The following is a 13473-nucleotide window of genomic DNA, read 5'->3' as shown; positions in this document are numbered from 1 at the left end:
GCGGACAGCGGGCAGCGGAGGCGGGCAGCGACGAGGATGGAGCGCACCGCCACGACGGCGGCGGCACCGGCACGTCCCCGCCCTCCCCCGGAAGGACCGCTCCGCATGCTCATCCCCCGCCCCCGCTCCCGCGCCGACGGCACCGGCTCGTTCACCCTCGACGAGCGGACCCGCGTCACCGCCGACCCCGCGGCCGAGCCGGTCGCGCAGTACCTCCAGCAGGTGCTCCGCGCATCGACCCGACTCCCGCTGCTCGGTGCCGCCGGCGCGACCGACGTCCCGGTGATCGCACTGCGGATCGCGGCCGACCCGGACGACCTGCCGGCGGGCCCGGGCGGTGACCGGTCCGAGGCCTTCCGCCTCGAGGTCACCGCCGCCGGCGTCGTCGTCACGGGTGGTGGCCCGGCCGGCGTGTTCTACGGCGTCCAGACACTCCTCCAGCTCCTGCCCGCCGACGTGTACCGGCGCGGTCGGGTGCGCACCGACGGGTGGACGCTCCCGGTCACGGTCGTCGAGGACGCCCCGGCCTTCGCCTGGCGCGGCGTCATGCTCGACGTCGCGCGACACTTCCGCACGAAGGCCGAGGTCCTCCGGCTCGTCGACCAGCTCGCGGCGCACCGGATCAACCGCCTGCACTTCCACCTCACCGAGGACCAGGGCTGGCGCATCGAGATCACGAAGTACCCGCGGCTCACCGAGGTCGGGTCGTGGCGCACCGAGTCGCAGGTCGGAGCGCACGTCCCGGACGACGACGGCACGCTCCGGGTGGCGGGGAAGGACGGTCGCCCGCACGGCGGTTCCTACACGCAGGACGACGTCCGCGAGATCGTCGCCTACGCGGCCGACCGGTTCGTCACCGTCGTACCGGAGATCGAGACGCCCGGGCACGTCCGCGCCGCCCTGGCCGCCTACCCGGAACTCGGCGTGCACCCGGACCGGCAGCTCGACGTCTGGACCGAGTGGGGCATCGCGCACGACGTCCTGAACGCCGAGGAGCGCACGGTGCAGTTCTTCCGCGACGTCCTCGACGAGGTGATCGCCCTCTTCCCCTCGGAGTACGTCGGGATCGGCGGCGACGAGTGCCCGAAGGACCAGTGGGAGGACGACCCCCGCACCCAGGAGCGCATCCGCGAGCTCGGACTCGAGGACGAGGAACAGCTGCAGGCCTGGATCGTCGGGCAGCTCGCGGCCCACGTCGAGTCGCACGGCCGGCGCGCGTTCGGGTGGGACGAGATCCTCGAGGGCGGCACGCTCTCCCCGTCGGCGACCGTCGTCTCGTGGCGCGGACTGCAGGGCGCGGTCACGGCGGCCCGACGCGGACACGACGTCATCTCGACGCCCGACGACCAGGTCTACCTCGACTACCGGCAGAGCGACCTGCCGAACGAGCCGATCCCGGTGTCGATCGTGCTCACCGTCGACGACGTGTACGCGTTCGACCCGGTGCCCGCGGAACTCACCGAGGCGGAACGAGCGCACGTCATCGGCGGACAGGCGAACATGTGGACCGAGCACGTCGACTCCGTCCGGCGACTCGACTACCAGCTGTTCCCCCGCGTGGTCGCGCTGTCCGAGGCCCTGTGGTCGGCCGACGTCACCGGACCCCGTGACGTCGACGACTTCCGGCAGCGGCTCGAGCACCACCTCGCCCGGCTCGACGCGCTCGGCGTCGAGTACCGGCACGGGTCGGGCCCGCGCCCGTGGGAGGAGCGGCCCGGCGTGCCCGGTCGCCCCCAGACGCGCGCGGAGCGCGCCGCGTACATCGACGCGGTCACCGCGAACATCGCGGACGGCGGTCCGACGCCGTAGCCGCGACCGGACGGCGGACGGGAGGCCCGTGGCGCGCCCGCACCGCGCCTCCTGTCCGACCATGGCCGTGACGGGAGGCCCGTGGCGGCCCCGGCACCGCGCCTCCCGTCCGACCCGTGTCCGGTCCGGATCCGCGGTCGCGTCTCCGGGCCGGGCGTCAGTCGTCCGCTGCGGGGATGATCGACTCGAGCAGGCGGAGCACCCGCTCGCCGTCGACCGCGTCGGGGTCGAGCAGCCACTGCACCTGGAGTCCGTCGGACGCGGCGATGCCGAGACTCGCCAGGTCGACCGGATCGAGGTCCGCACGGATCCGACCGGCCGCCTGGTCCGCGGCGATGAGCTCGGCGAGGTCGGCGCGGAGTCGGCTGAACCGCTCGCGCATGAAGTCGCGGGTGGCCGGGTGGCCCTCCTGCACCGCGTCGGCGGCGAGGGTCGTGTAGAGCTGCACGAGCCCGGGGACCTCGCGGTTCCGCGAGGCGCTCTCCCGCATGTCACCGATCGCCGACCGCATGCGGTCCGGGGCGTCCTGCTCGCGGACCTCGTGCTCGCGGTAGACGGCGAGCAGCAGTTCGTCACGGCTCGGGAAGTAGTGCCGCAGTGCCGCGTGGGTGATCCCGAGCGCGTCGGCGACCGACCGCAACGAGGACGCGTCGACGCCCTGCGCGGCGACCATGCGGATCATCTCGTCGAGGATCTGTGCACGGCGCTCGGTGCCCTTGCGGTACCCACCGCGTCGGGGCGGGATCGCGCCGTCGTCGTCGACCTCGTGCGTCATCCCACCAACTTACCGCTGGAAGGTTTTCGCGCCACCCCGTCGTGGCCGAGGTCGCCGCGGTCGCGGTCAGGAGTCGTTCGGCTCCGCGGCACCGTCGGGGTCGACCGTGTACTCGTCGACCGGCGCCGGCGTGCCGTCGGCGAGCGCGTCGGTGATCTGGGACAGGCAGCGTGCGAGCACCTCGTTGTCCTCGCTCGACAGGTGGTCCATGACCCCCACCACGGCCTCGTGGAACCGGGCGTACGACGAGTCGATCTTCTCGGCGGCCTGCACCGTGGGCTCGAGCACCTGGGCCCGACGGTCGGTGGGGTGCGGCACGCGGACGATGTCGCCCTTCGCCACGAGCCCGTCGACGATCTTCGTGACCGACGCGTTCGAGACGTTGAGCATGACGGCGAGGTCCTTCGGCCCCATCGCCCGTCCGTCCCGGTGCGCCTGCAGCATGTACCGCACCGTCAGGAACTCGTTCTTCGTCAGCCCGCTCTCGGCGCGTGCCTGTTCGAGCTGCTGCTCCTCGGCGTGCTGCAGCTTCAGGAGCGCGTCGACGGCGACCTTCGCGGCCCTGGACCGCGGCTCCCTGGCGTAGAGGTGGACGTGCTCGCGGCGGACGACGGTCAGGGGCATCGGCGGATGGTGTCTCTCTGTCGGGCGGATCCGGTCGGAGCGGGTGGCTACGCGGTGGGCGCCGTGAAGAAGTCAGCGTACGACGGCTCGCTGCGCGATGACAGGAGCGAGGGGTCCTGGATGCGGCGGGACACGTAGGCGTCGATGACGGCGGGGTCGGTGAGCCCGACCCGCGTGTGGGTCGCGGAGAGCCGTGACGACCGCGGCATCCCGGAGTACGTGCTGTGCATGGGTGGTCCCGCCTTCCTGCGTCGTTGCCGTCCTGGTCGGACGAGGAGACTGTTTCACGACGTGAACGATCAGTGCAACGAACCTTTCGCGTTCTGTACGGTTCGCGCGGCACCCGACCGGACGGGGCCAGGATGGACGGCATGGCCTACACCGCCGCGGACGACCGCTACGACTCCATGCCCTACCGCCGGACCGGCCGATCCGGCCTCGACCTGCCACTGCTCTCGCTGGGCTACTGGCACAACTTCGGCGACGACAAGCCGTTCGAGACGCAGCGGGCGATCAGTCGCCGGGCGTTCGACCTCGGCATCACGCACCACGACCTCGCGAACAACTACGGCCCGCCGTACGGCGCCGCCGAGGTGAACTTCGGCCGGCTGATGCGCGAGGACTTCCGCCCGTACCGCGACGAGATGGTGATCTCGACGAAGGCCGGGTGGGACATGTGGCCCGGGCCGTACGGGCAGGGCGGCGGCTCGCGCAAGTACGTCCTCGCCTCGCTCGACCAGTCGCTCGAGCGGATGGGCCTGGACTACGTCGACGTCTTCTACTCGCACCGCCTCGACGCCTCGACGCCGCTCGAGGAGACGATGGGCGCGCTCCACGCCGCCGTGCAGCAGGGCAAGGCGCTCTACGTCGGGATCTCGTCCTACGACGCCGAGCGCTCCCGGCAGGCCGTCGAGATCCTGCGCGACCTCGGCACGCCGCTCCTGATCCACCAGCCGTCGTACTCGATGCTCAACCGCTGGATCGAGGACGAGGGGCTCCTCGACGCGGCCGGTGAACTGGGCTTCGGCGTGATCGGCTTCACCGCGCTCGCACAGGGGCTGCTCACCGGGCGGTACCTCGACGGCGTGCCGGAGGACTCGCGCGCTGCCGCGGGAAAGTCCCTCGACGCCGGCAGCCTGACGGACGAGGTCGTCGGCCACCTGCGGGCGTTGGACGACATCGCCTCCGAGCGCGGCCAGAGCCTCGCGCAGCTCGCGCTCGCGTGGGCGCTGCGCGACGAGCGGGTGACCTCGCTCGTCATCGGGGCGTCGCGCGTGGAGCAGCTCGAACAGAACGTCGCGGCGCTCGGCAACCTGTCCTTCACGGACGACGAGCTGCGTCGCATCGACGAGCACTCGGTCGGGGTGCTCGACGTCGACCTGTGGTCAGGCGCCCGTTCCGGTCAGGTGAGCTGACCCCCCGACCGGTCGACTCGGCGGTACGCTACACATCAGTGGGGCGGATCGCCGGGTCGTCCTGCGGGCAGGACTGAAGCCCACCACCGTGGCAGCGGTGATGGGCTCCGGGTTGCCCTCCGAGTGGAAGGCCGAGGGCGCAACAACCGCCCCCGAGTTCTACGACTCGGGACCAGCATACGCGAGCCCGCTCGCGTATGCAGCCCTCGGCCGCTCCCGCTCGACCTGTGGCGGAAGGGCCAGTAGGCAGGGCGGCCCGTACCCGGTCGGGTACGGGCCGCTCCGGTCCCCGGTGTCAGGCCAGGCCGAGGCGCTCGTCGAGCAGCGACAGGAGCCGCTCGCGGAACGGCACCGCCGACCAGCCGTGGTCCGCACCGTCGACGATCGTCAGCCGCGCTCCGGGCAGCAGCTCGGCGTACCGGCGGCCGTACGACACCGGCACGATCGCGTCCTCGGTGCCGTGCACCACGTCGGCGGGACCGGTGTACCCGGACACCGGGCCGTAGACGTCGAGCCCGTCCTGCACGTCGGCGATGAACGCGCCACCGAGGGGCATCCCGCCGAAGTCGAACCACCCGCGCTCCCGGACCGGCGCGAGCGGCTGCCCCTGGATCTCGTCGTGCTTCGTGATGTCGTCCACGACGACCCCGGCGGGCGACCACAGCGTGAGCGTCCGGACGAGCGAGGGTTCCCGCGCCGCGGCGAGCGCCGACTCCACCGCGCCGAGGCTGTGCGCGACGACGTGCACGCCCTGCCCACGGTCCGCAGCGTGGATCATCGCGACGACCTGGTCGACCTCGTCGCGGATCGTGATGTCCGCGAACTCCCCGTCGCTGACGCCCTGGCCCAGTCGATCGTGGCTGCGGACGACGACCCCGCGCGCGACCAGGTGCCGTGCGGTCTGCACGAACAGCTGGTGCCCGCCGAGCGCACTGTCGCTGAACCCGTGCACGAGCAGCACGACGGGGGCGTCCTCGGCGGCACCGTCCTGCGGCTCCCACTGCCAGCCGCGGACCGTGCGGCCGCCGTGGTCGAGCGTGGTCGGGGTGGTGCGCGGGTCGACACCCCGCAGCGGCACGGTGGCCATCAGTTCGTCCGGTCCGCCCAGCCGGCCGGCAGGTCGCCGGGAGCGGTGTCGATCACGGACTCGTCGTCCTCGCCGACGTGCTCGAACAGGGTGATGTGCGCGAACTCGGGGACGACGTAGATCGGGTAGGTCGGGCCCTCGTCGCGGAAGCGCTGCATCTCGTCCAGGTGGTCGTTCTGGAAGAGGACGGTCTTCGACCCGTCGAGCTCGATCCACCGCGGGAAGAAGATCGTGCCGTGCAGGACGCGCTGCTCCGGGATGACGTTGACGACGACGCTGGTGCCGGTCGGCTCGTTCCAGGACACCTTGTAGACGCCGGCGGCCAGGGCGACGAGGTCGACCGTCTGGTCCTTCACCCAGCGGCCGCCGACGTGACCGGTGTGGATGCGGTAGTCGATGGTCGTCGCGTTCTTGACGTACATCTCGTACTGCCAGCCGTTGGCGTACGTGTAGACGAACCGGTGGCCGACGATGCCGGTGAGGTCCTGGGGCGGTTCGGGGTGTTCGACGGAGATCTGCGTGCTCATGGATGCAAGTTTGCTCCCGAACTGGTTTTGTTGCAAACACTCTTCGCTGCTAGGTTGCCGTGTGTGCAGGGTACGGACGGGTCGGACGGCACGACACAGGTCGCGCGCAGGCTGAGCGACCGCATCGGACCCTTCCGCCGCGCCCTGCTCCGGACATCGCGCGAGGTCGCCGACCTGCCGGACATCCCGGACGCACAGGTCGAGGTGATGCGCGCACTCGCGGCGGGGACCACCGCACCCTCCGCCCTCGCCGGCCGCCTCGGACTCGCCCGCTCGACGGTGAGCAACCTCGTGTCGGCGATGGAGTCCGCCGGACTCGTCGAGCGGCGCCTCGCCGCCGGCGACGGTCGCCGGACCGAGCTCCGCCTGACACCCCTGGCCGAGGAGCGACTCGCGGCGTACGACGAGGCGTCGACCACCGTGCTCGTCGAGGCACTCGACCGGCTCTCCCCCGAGGACCGGGCCGCGCTGGCCGCCGCACTCCCCGCGCTCGAGCACCTGCACCACGAGATCACGCACCGCGCGGACCGCTGACCTCCGTCGTTCGACCTCCGTCGTTCCGCTGCTCCCAGCGGGCTCTGAGCAGTTCTTTGGCACTCGTGAGGGGAGAGTGCTAAAACCGTTTGCAGTTGAGTCGAAGGGACTCAATGCAGACCATGAAGGAGTTGATCTCGATGACGATGCAGTTCGACCCGTTCCGCGAGCTCGACCGACTCGCCGGTTCCCTGCTCGGCGCCGGCGCAGGTGCTCCCCGCTCGATGCCGATGGACCTGTACCGCACGGGCGACCACTACGTCCTCGACGTCGACCTGCCGGGCATCGACCCGGGCTCGGTCGACGTGGACGTCGACGGTTCGGTGCTCACCATCCGCGCGGAGCGCACGCTCGGTGCCCCGGAGGGCTCGCAGTGGCTCACCCGCGAGCGCCAGCCGGGCACGTTCGTCCGGCAGCTCACGCTCGGTGACCACCTGGACACGGCGCGCATCAGCGCCGCCTACGACAACGGCGTCCTGAGCGTGACGATCCCGGTCAAGGAGTCCGCGAAGCCGCGGAAGATCGACGTCACGACCGGCGGCGGCGCACAGCAGCTCGCGGTCAGCAGCGGTTCCGCCGAGTAGTCCGGGGGTGCCGGTGACGACAGTCCTCAACGCGCTCCTCGCCGTGGCGGTCGTGACCGCGGCCCTCGTCGCCACGAGCCTCGACCGCCGCACCGCCGCCCTGCTCGGGGCCGGCGGCAGCACCGTGGGCAGCTTCCTCACCTGGGTCCTCGCCCCGCGGGCGTGGACCGACGTGGCGATCGTGCCCTGGGTCGCCGCCGTGGCCGGGACAGTTGCGTGCATCGCGCTGTGGAGCGCGGTGCGCCTCTACTCCGGCATCTTCGAGCCGTCGCGCGCACCGCGTGACGACGACACCGCCGCGCTGGCGACGGTCGGTGCGGAGACGTGACCACGTGACCACGAGACGGACGGGAGGCCCGGTGCCAGCTGGCACCGGGCCTCCCGTCTGCGGGCGCGTCCCGTCCGTGGTCGCCTCCCGTCCGCGGTCGCCTCTCGTCACCGACGCGCGACCGGCGGGACCGTCACTCCTTGTTGAGCGTGTCCTGCACCGCGCCCGCGGTCTTCTCGACCACGTTCGGCAGCTCCGTCGTGCCGTAGAACCGCACGTCCGGGTGCGTGGGCGGCGGCATCGGCACCGACGAGGTGGGGCCGTCGTGGTACGAGTACTCGCCCTTGCCGTCGAACGACGGACCGCTCGCCCAGGGACCGTCGCCCGCCTGCGCCCCGTCCGAGAAGTTCAGGTACTGGTAGCTGAACTCGGTGTGCTCCTTCGCCTGCGGGAAGTTGTTCGGCACCGGGAAGTCCTCGATCCCCTTCTCACGCAGCTCGGCGGCCGCGGTCGCCCACATGTTCTGGTGCATGGTGTCGCGCGCGAGCAGGAACGACAGCAGGTCCCGCACGCCGTGGTCGTCGGTCATGTGGTAGAGCCGTGCGACCTGCACGCGCCCCTGCATCTCGGCGTTCGCGTTCGCGGTGAAGTCGGCGAGCAGGTTGCCCGACGCGGTGATGTACGAGCCCTGCCACGGGTTCCCGTTGCTGTCCACCGGCCGCGCCCCGGCGCCAGCGACGATGCCCTGCTGGACGTCCGTCCCACCGACGATCGCGGCGACGGTCGGGTCGTCCTGCACGGCGTCCTCGGTGATGCCGAGCGGGCTCTTCTCGAGCAGCTGGGCGATCATCGTCGCGAGCATCTCGACGTGGCCCATCTCCTCGGCGCCGATGCCGAACACCATGTCGCGGTACTTGCCGGGCATGTGCATGTTCCACGCCTGGAACTGGTACTGCATCGCGACGGAGATCTCGCCGTACTGGCCGCCGAGCACCTCCTGCAGCTTGCGGGCGTAGACCGCGTCGGGCTTGTCCGGGGTGCTCGTGAACTGGAGCTCTTGCTTGTGGAAGTACAACTCGTTCTCCTGTCTCGATGATCGTCGTGCCGGGGTCGTGGCGACCGCCTCGTCGTCGGCACGGTGGGTGGTCACGGCCGACGGTCGGCCGCGCCGACTGGACGCCCGTCCGGGGTGGACGGATCACGCGGTCGGGCTGACCGGATCACGCGGACGGAAGGTGCCGAGCGGCCTAGCGTGGGCGTCATGGACCTCCATCTGCACGACCGTGTCGCCCTCGTCGTCGGCGGACGCGGGACGATCGGCTCCGTCGTCGCGGAGACCCTGCGGCGCGAGGGCGCACGGGTCGTCGTCGCCTCGCGGAGCGCCGACGGGGACGACGCCGTGGCACTGGACACCGCGTCGCAGGAGTCGGTCGACGCCGCGGTCGCCCGGGTGCTCGAGCAGCACGGACGCATCGACGTCCTCGTGGTCACCGCCGCTCCGGCCGCCGGCACCCTCGACCCCGACCGCGCGTCCGATCCCGAGCAGGTCGCCGCCGCGATCGACGGCAAGGCCCTCGGCTTCCTCCGGGTCGCGAACGCCGTGCTCCCCGTGCAGCGCGAGGCGGGCTGGGGTCGCGTGGTGGTCGTGAGCGGGCAGAACGCGTACCTGTCCGGCAACGTGACGACCTCGCTGCGGAACGCGGCGACGAGCATCATCGCCGGGAACCTCGCCGACCAGTACGCGGGCACGGGCGTCACCGTGAACGTCGTCAACCCCGGCCGTGTCACGGACGAGCCGTCCGCCGCGGTGCAGCCCGGCGCCGGCGGCGAGTCCAGCCCGCAGCAGATCGCCGACCTCGTGACGTTCCTGTCGTCCCCGCGCTCGGTCGTCAGCGGCGAGTCGGTGTCGATCGCGCACCGGGTGCTGGGACAACTGACGATCTGACGGGTTCGTCCTGCAGGACGACCCCGTTCGTCCCGCCGGACGATGCCCGACGACGGGGTCACCCGCCAGGCTCGGTGGCATGGAGAGCTCGACCAAGCACGTGATCGCCACCCTCGCCACCTGCGCCGCGATCGTCGTCGTCACCGCGGTGGCCCTCGTCGCGATGTCCCCGATGCCGTGATCACCCGTCGTGCGATGATCGAACCGTGACCGACCGGCGGACGTTCATCCGGCCCGTGCGGGGCCGGTCGATCGTCGTCGACCTCGTCCTGGCCGGGTGCGCGGCGCTGCTGTTCGCCGCGCCGATCGACCTCGAGCTCGAGCACGCCAGCCCTCTCGCCGTCGCCGTCGCCTGCGTCGCGATCGCCCTCCGGCGCATCTCCCCGAGCTCGGCGATGGTCGCCACGGTCGCGCTCGGCCTCGTGCAGGTGGCGGGCGGCGAACGGCCGTCGCTCGTCGACCTCGCCATCGCCGTCGTCATCGGCACCGTCGCCGTCGTCGGGACGCGGTTCGAGGCCGTGCTCGCCGGACTGCTCGCTGTGGTCGCCGGGGCCTCGGCGTCCATGTACCTCTCCACCACCGGTTACCGGTACGCCCTGCTGCTGAACGGCCCGCGTGACCAGGTCGTCCTGGTGCTCGTCGCGCCCGCGCTCGTGCTGCTCTCCGTCTGGGCAGCCGGGCTCGCCGGGCGGGCCGTCCGGTCGCAGAACGCCGAGGCCGTCCGTCGGGCCGACGCCGAGGCGGCAGCCAGCCGGGCGGAGGCCGTGGCCAACCGCGCCGAGGCCGTCGCCACCCGTGCGGTCGACGAAGCCGAGGCCGAACGCATCCGCGCCGACATCGCCCGCGACGTGCACGACGTCGTCGGCCACTCGCTCGCGGTCATCATCGCGCAGGCGGACTCGGTGCCCTTCCTCGACGACGAGGCCCGCATCCGCGAGGTCAGCGCCACCATCGCCAGCACCGCCCGCAGCTCCCTGGTCGAGGTGCGGCAGGTGCTCGGGCACATCGACGGCTCGGACACCGCGAACGACCCGACGTCGTTCGAGGAGATCGTCCGCGGCATCCGTGACGCCGGCGTCGACGTCGAGCACGCCGTAAGAGGTGTCGCCAGACCGCTCGGCGCGGTGCACGGCACCGCTGCCCGCCGGGTCCTGCAGGAGATGCTCACGAACGCACTCCGCCACGGGGCGCCCGGCGGCGCCGTCGAGGTCCGGGAGACCTGGCGGTCCGCCGACCTCGTGCTCGAGGTCGAGAACGCCGTGCCGTCGAGGGCCCTGCCCGTCGGTGCGGGCCTCGGGCTCGAGGAGCTCGCCGCCGCGGCGACCGGTGCCGTGCCCACCCGCACCCCGGTGACGGGCGAGCAGCCGACGGTCTCCTCGACCCGGGGCTCGGGACGGGGCCTCACCGGCATGCAGACCCGACTGACCACCATCGGCGGGTCGTTCGACGCCGCCGTGCTGGACGCCGTGTTCGTCGCGCGCGCCCGCATCCCGTTCGACGTCCGAGGGGGGACCACTCGATGACCGACCCGATCCGCATCCTGCTCGTCGACGACCAGGCACTCTTCCGCGCGGGGCTGCGCGTGGTGCTCGACGCGCAGCCCGACATGCAGGTGGTCGGCGAGGCGTCCGACGGTGCCGAGGCCCTCGACCGCGTCCGCGACCTCCGCCCTGACGTCGTGCTCCTGGACATGCGGATGGCCGGGACGGACGGCGTCGAGACCGTCCGTCAGCTCTTCTCCGGCACGTTCCCGGGGCCGCTCCCCCGCGTGGTGGTGCTCACGACGTTCGGTCTCGACCCGGCCGCGGCGACGGCCATCCGGCTCGGCGCCAGCGGCTTCCTGCTCAAGGACACCACGCCGCCCTTCCTGTTCGCAGCCGTCCGGGCCGTGCACGAGGGCAGCTCGGTGATCGCGCCGAACGACCTGTCGCAGCTGTTCGGCGCCGACGTCGACCGTGCGCCCGCCCCGCAGCCCGAGGCGTTCCAGACCCTGACCGACCGGGAGCGCATCGTGTTCGGCTGGGCGTCGCGCGGGCTGTCGAACGCGGAGATCGCGGCGAAGGAGTTCGTCACCGAGTCGACCGTCAAGACGCAGATCTCGAGCATCCTGGGCAAGCTCGCGCTCCGCGACCGGGTACAGCTCGTCGTGTACGCGCACGACCACGGGCTGGCGGGCGCCCGCGACACGTAGGCCGGAGTGCGCGCCGGTCGCGTCGCGCGGTGCGCCGACCGGGGACGGCCTGGAGGCGCGTGGCAACGGTGATCCGCGCCTCCCGGCCGACACGGGGCTGGCTCCGGCGCGTGCCGGCCGCGACCAGCGTCCGCAGGCCGACACGGGGCTGGCTCCGGCGCGCGGCGGCGGTGACCAGCGTCCGCCCGCCGACCCGAGACCGCTCGACCATGGGAACGCGAGAAGGCCCCCGGATTCCTCCGGGGGCCTTCTCTCACCTGGTGCGCGAGGGGGGACTTGAACCCCCACGCCGTTTCCAGCACACGGACCTGAACCGTGCGCGTCTACCAATTCCGCCACTCGCGCCAGCCCGGCAACACTAGCACGCGTCGGAGGGTGCCCGTGACCACGCACAGACGGGCACGAGCGCCACCCACTACCATGCAGTGGTCCCTGACCGACGAACACGGAGACACATGGGCCTCTTGGACAGCTTCGAGCGAGGGTTGGAGCGTGCCGTCAACGGCGCCTTCGCGAAGACCTTCCGCTCCGGCGTGCAGCCCGTCGAGATCTCCAGCGCCCTGCGGCGGGAGCTCGACACGAAGGCCGCCGTGGTCTCGCGCGAGCGGATCCTCGTCCCCAACGAGTTCACGGTGCGCCTCGCCCCGCCGGACCACACGCGCATGGCGGACATCGGTCGACCGCTCATCGACGAGCTGTCGCAGATGGTGCAGCAGCACGCGGTGGCGCAGAACTACTCGTTCTCAGGGCCGGTCACCATCACCCTGCAGCAGGACGGCACGCTGTCCACCGGGATCCTGCAGATCGACTCGTCGACGGTCCAGCGGGACGTGGCATGGGTGGCCGTGCTCGACATCGGCTCGCAGCGCCACCGGCTGCACCGCGGGCGCACGGTCATCGGGCGCGGCACCGACGCGGACATCACCGTCGCCGACACCGGGACGAGCCGGAAGCACGTCGAGGTCATCTGGGACGGCAAGCACGCCCAAGCCAACGACCTCGGGTCCACGAACGGGTCGAAGCTGAACGGCGAGCGCTTCCAGCAGGCGATCGTCGAGCCGGACTCCACCATCGAGATCGGTCGTACCCGTATGGTGTTCCGGGTGATCCCGGAGAACGACGGAGGTGTACGATGACCACGGGCCTGACCCTGCTCGTCCTGCGCTTCGCCTTCCTCGCGGTGCTGTGGCTGTTCGTGTTCGTCATCGTCTTCGCGCTGCGGAGCGACCTGTTCGGCCAGCGCGTCCGCACCATCCCGACCGACCCGAAGGCCGGAGCGTCGTCACCGACGACCCCGGCCGTCCCCGCGGCCGCTGCTCCCGCCGCAGCCGCACCGGGGGGCTTCACCGAGCTGATCGGCCAGCCGTCGGGACCGACGCAGCAGCAGTCCGGTGCCGGGCAGCACCCCGCGTCGGCCGTCGCGACACGCCTCGTCATCACCGAGGGCTCGCGCGAGGGCATGGAGATGCCCCTCGGGGGTGGTCCGATCACGATCGGTCGCTCCAGCGAGTCGAACGTCGTCATCCGCGACGACTACACCTCGACGCACCACGCCCGCCTCGACCTCCGCGGCGAGGGCTGGGTCCTGTCCGACCTCGAGTCCACGAACGGCACCTTCGTCAACGGTCAGAAGGTGACCGGACCCGTCACCGTCGCGGAACGGACGCCGATCACGATCGGGACGACGACGTTCGAGCTGCGGCGGTAGCCGGGA

Annotated in this window: 16 protein-coding genes and 1 tRNA gene; 10 read left to right on the top strand and 7 right to left on the bottom strand. The window is 71.9% G+C overall.

All coding sequences use genetic code 11. From position 1 onward, the window contains the following. Positions 1–105: 105 nt before the first annotated feature. Complete coding sequence (locus QUG98_RS05760) at positions 106–1809, top strand: beta-N-acetylhexosaminidase (protein ID WP_289469657.1); 1704 nt, start codon at positions 106–108, stop codon at positions 1807–1809. A 157-nt stretch (positions 1810–1966) separates the two neighbouring features. On the opposite strand, the gene QUG98_RS05755 is transcribed toward QUG98_RS05760, so the two are convergent. The 3 genes from QUG98_RS05755 to QUG98_RS05745 all read right to left on the bottom strand — a co-directional run bounded on the left by QUG98_RS05755 (position 1967) and on the right by QUG98_RS05745 (position 3438). Next, positions 1967–2584 carry a TetR/AcrR family transcriptional regulator gene (locus QUG98_RS05755; protein WP_289469656.1) on the bottom strand — a complete coding sequence of 206 codons (618 nt, stop codon included), beginning with the start codon at positions 2582–2584 and terminating at the stop codon, positions 1967–1969. A 66-nt stretch (positions 2585–2650) separates the two neighbouring features. Then, positions 2651–3208 (bottom strand): MarR family winged helix-turn-helix transcriptional regulator, encoded by a 558-nt coding sequence (locus tag QUG98_RS05750; protein WP_289469655.1) that lies wholly within the window; start codon positions 3206–3208, stop codon positions 2651–2653. 47 nt (positions 3209–3255) lie between these two features. After that, positions 3256–3438, bottom strand: coding sequence for a hypothetical protein (locus QUG98_RS05745; RefSeq protein WP_289469654.1), 183 nt, complete (start codon positions 3436–3438; stop codon positions 3256–3258). A 141-nt stretch (positions 3439–3579) separates the two neighbouring features. Here QUG98_RS05745 and mgrA point away from each other — a divergent pair, with 141 nt between their 5' ends. Further along, positions 3580–4623 carry an L-glyceraldehyde 3-phosphate reductase gene (gene mgrA, locus QUG98_RS05740; RefSeq protein WP_289469653.1) on the top strand — a complete coding sequence of 348 codons (1044 nt, stop codon included), beginning with the start codon at positions 3580–3582 and terminating at the stop codon, positions 4621–4623. 295 nt (positions 4624–4918) lie between these two features. Here the strand turns inward: mgrA and QUG98_RS05735 are convergent, their stop codons facing one another. Together QUG98_RS05735 and QUG98_RS05730 are read right to left on the bottom strand one after the other, a co-directional pair. Then, positions 4919–5710: an alpha/beta hydrolase gene (locus QUG98_RS05735; protein WP_289469652.1), complete on the bottom strand. Its 792-nt coding sequence runs from the start codon at positions 5708–5710 to the stop codon at positions 4919–4921. Beyond that, positions 5710–6237, bottom strand: coding sequence for a phenolic acid decarboxylase (locus tag QUG98_RS05730; RefSeq protein ID WP_289469651.1), 528 nt, complete (start codon positions 6235–6237; stop codon positions 5710–5712). The genes QUG98_RS05735 and QUG98_RS05730 overlap by 1 nt, the downstream gene beginning before the upstream one ends. 63 nt (positions 6238–6300) lie before the next feature. On the opposite strand from QUG98_RS05730, the gene QUG98_RS05725 reads away from it, so the two are divergent. From QUG98_RS05725 to QUG98_RS05715, 3 genes are all read left to right on the top strand, one after another. Further along, positions 6301–6771 carry a MarR family winged helix-turn-helix transcriptional regulator gene (locus tag QUG98_RS05725; protein WP_289469650.1) on the top strand — a complete coding sequence of 157 codons (471 nt, stop codon included), beginning with the start codon at positions 6301–6303 and terminating at the stop codon, positions 6769–6771. Positions 6772–6911: 140 nt separating this feature from the next. Next, positions 6912–7355, top strand: coding sequence for an Hsp20/alpha crystallin family protein (locus tag QUG98_RS05720; protein WP_289469949.1), 444 nt, complete (start codon positions 6912–6914; stop codon positions 7353–7355). Positions 7356–7368: 13 nt separating this feature from the next. Next, complete coding sequence (locus QUG98_RS05715) at positions 7369–7683, top strand: hypothetical protein (RefSeq protein WP_289469649.1); 315 nt, start codon at positions 7369–7371, stop codon at positions 7681–7683. Between the two features lie 133 nt (positions 7684–7816). Here the strand turns inward: QUG98_RS05715 and QUG98_RS05710 are convergent, their stop codons facing one another. Then, complete coding sequence (locus QUG98_RS05710) at positions 7817–8698, bottom strand: manganese catalase (RefSeq protein ID WP_289469948.1); 882 nt, start codon at positions 8696–8698, stop codon at positions 7817–7819. A gap of 186 nt (positions 8699–8884) precedes the next feature. Here QUG98_RS05710 and QUG98_RS05705 point away from each other — a divergent pair, with 186 nt between their 5' ends. The 3 genes from QUG98_RS05705 to QUG98_RS05695 all read left to right on the top strand — a co-directional run bounded on the left by QUG98_RS05705 (position 8885) and on the right by QUG98_RS05695 (position 11759). Next, positions 8885–9568, top strand: coding sequence for an SDR family NAD(P)-dependent oxidoreductase (locus QUG98_RS05705; RefSeq protein WP_289469648.1), 684 nt, complete (start codon positions 8885–8887; stop codon positions 9566–9568). 206 nt (positions 9569–9774) lie between these two features. Next, complete coding sequence (locus QUG98_RS05700; protein WP_289469647.1) at positions 9775–11091, top strand: sensor histidine kinase; 1317 nt, start codon at positions 9775–9777, stop codon at positions 11089–11091. Beyond that, positions 11088–11759, top strand: coding sequence for a response regulator (locus QUG98_RS05695; protein WP_289469646.1), 672 nt, complete (start codon positions 11088–11090; stop codon positions 11757–11759). The genes QUG98_RS05700 and QUG98_RS05695 overlap by 4 nt, the downstream gene beginning before the upstream one ends. A gap of 258 nt (positions 11760–12017) precedes the next feature. On the opposite strand, the gene QUG98_RS05690 is transcribed toward QUG98_RS05695, so the two are convergent. Continuing rightward, positions 12018–12104, bottom strand: a tRNA-Leu gene (locus tag QUG98_RS05690). A 110-nt stretch (positions 12105–12214) separates the two neighbouring features. Here QUG98_RS05690 and QUG98_RS05685 point away from each other — a divergent pair. After that, entirely contained in the window at positions 12215–12895 is a 681-nt protein-coding gene (locus QUG98_RS05685; protein WP_289469645.1) for an FHA domain-containing protein, read from the top strand. Next, entirely contained in the window at positions 12892–13467 is a 576-nt protein-coding gene (locus QUG98_RS05680) for an FHA domain-containing protein FhaB/FipA (RefSeq protein WP_289469644.1), read from the top strand. Before QUG98_RS05685 ends, QUG98_RS05680 begins: the two co-directional genes overlap by 4 nt. Positions 13468–13473: the final 6 nt, after the last annotated feature.

It is taken from the genome of Curtobacterium subtropicum, from assembly GCF_030362975.1.
Lineage (GTDB): Bacteria > Actinomycetota > Actinomycetes > Actinomycetales > Microbacteriaceae > Curtobacterium > Curtobacterium subtropicum.
This window is presented reverse-complemented; position numbering and strand designations above follow the sequence as displayed.

Excerpts from the sequence above, each read along its gene's own strand:
- QUG98_RS05730 (WP_289469651.1), bottom strand. The coding sequence starts at position 6,237 with ATGAGCACGCAGATCTCCGTCGAACACCCCGAACCGCCCCAGGACCTC.
- QUG98_RS05760 (WP_289469657.1), top strand. The coding sequence starts at position 106 with ATGCTCATCCCCCGCCCCCGCTCCCGCGCCGACGGCACCGGCTCGTTC.
- QUG98_RS05720 (WP_289469949.1), top strand. The coding sequence starts at position 6,912 with ATGACGATGCAGTTCGACCCGTTCCGCGAGCTCGACCGACTCGCCGGT.
- QUG98_RS05745 (WP_289469654.1), bottom strand. The coding sequence starts at position 3,438 with ATGCACAGCACGTACTCCGGGATGCCGCGGTCGTCACGGCTCTCCGCG.
- QUG98_RS05705 (WP_289469648.1), top strand. The coding sequence starts at position 8,885 with ATGGACCTCCATCTGCACGACCGTGTCGCCCTCGTCGTCGGCGGACGC.
- QUG98_RS05695 (WP_289469646.1), top strand. The coding sequence starts at position 11,088 with ATGACCGACCCGATCCGCATCCTGCTCGTCGACGACCAGGCACTCTTC.
- QUG98_RS05680 (WP_289469644.1), top strand. The coding sequence starts at position 12,892 with ATGACCACGGGCCTGACCCTGCTCGTCCTGCGCTTCGCCTTCCTCGCG.
- QUG98_RS05755 (WP_289469656.1), bottom strand. The coding sequence starts at position 2,584 with ATGACGCACGAGGTCGACGACGACGGCGCGATCCCGCCCCGACGCGGT.
- QUG98_RS05750 (WP_289469655.1), bottom strand. The coding sequence starts at position 3,208 with ATGCCCCTGACCGTCGTCCGCCGCGAGCACGTCCACCTCTACGCCAGG.
- mgrA (WP_289469653.1), top strand. The coding sequence starts at position 3,580 with ATGGCCTACACCGCCGCGGACGACCGCTACGACTCCATGCCCTACCGC.
- QUG98_RS05685 (WP_289469645.1), top strand. The coding sequence starts at position 12,215 with ATGGGCCTCTTGGACAGCTTCGAGCGAGGGTTGGAGCGTGCCGTCAAC.
- QUG98_RS05735 (WP_289469652.1), bottom strand. The coding sequence starts at position 5,710 with ATGGCCACCGTGCCGCTGCGGGGTGTCGACCCGCGCACCACCCCGACC.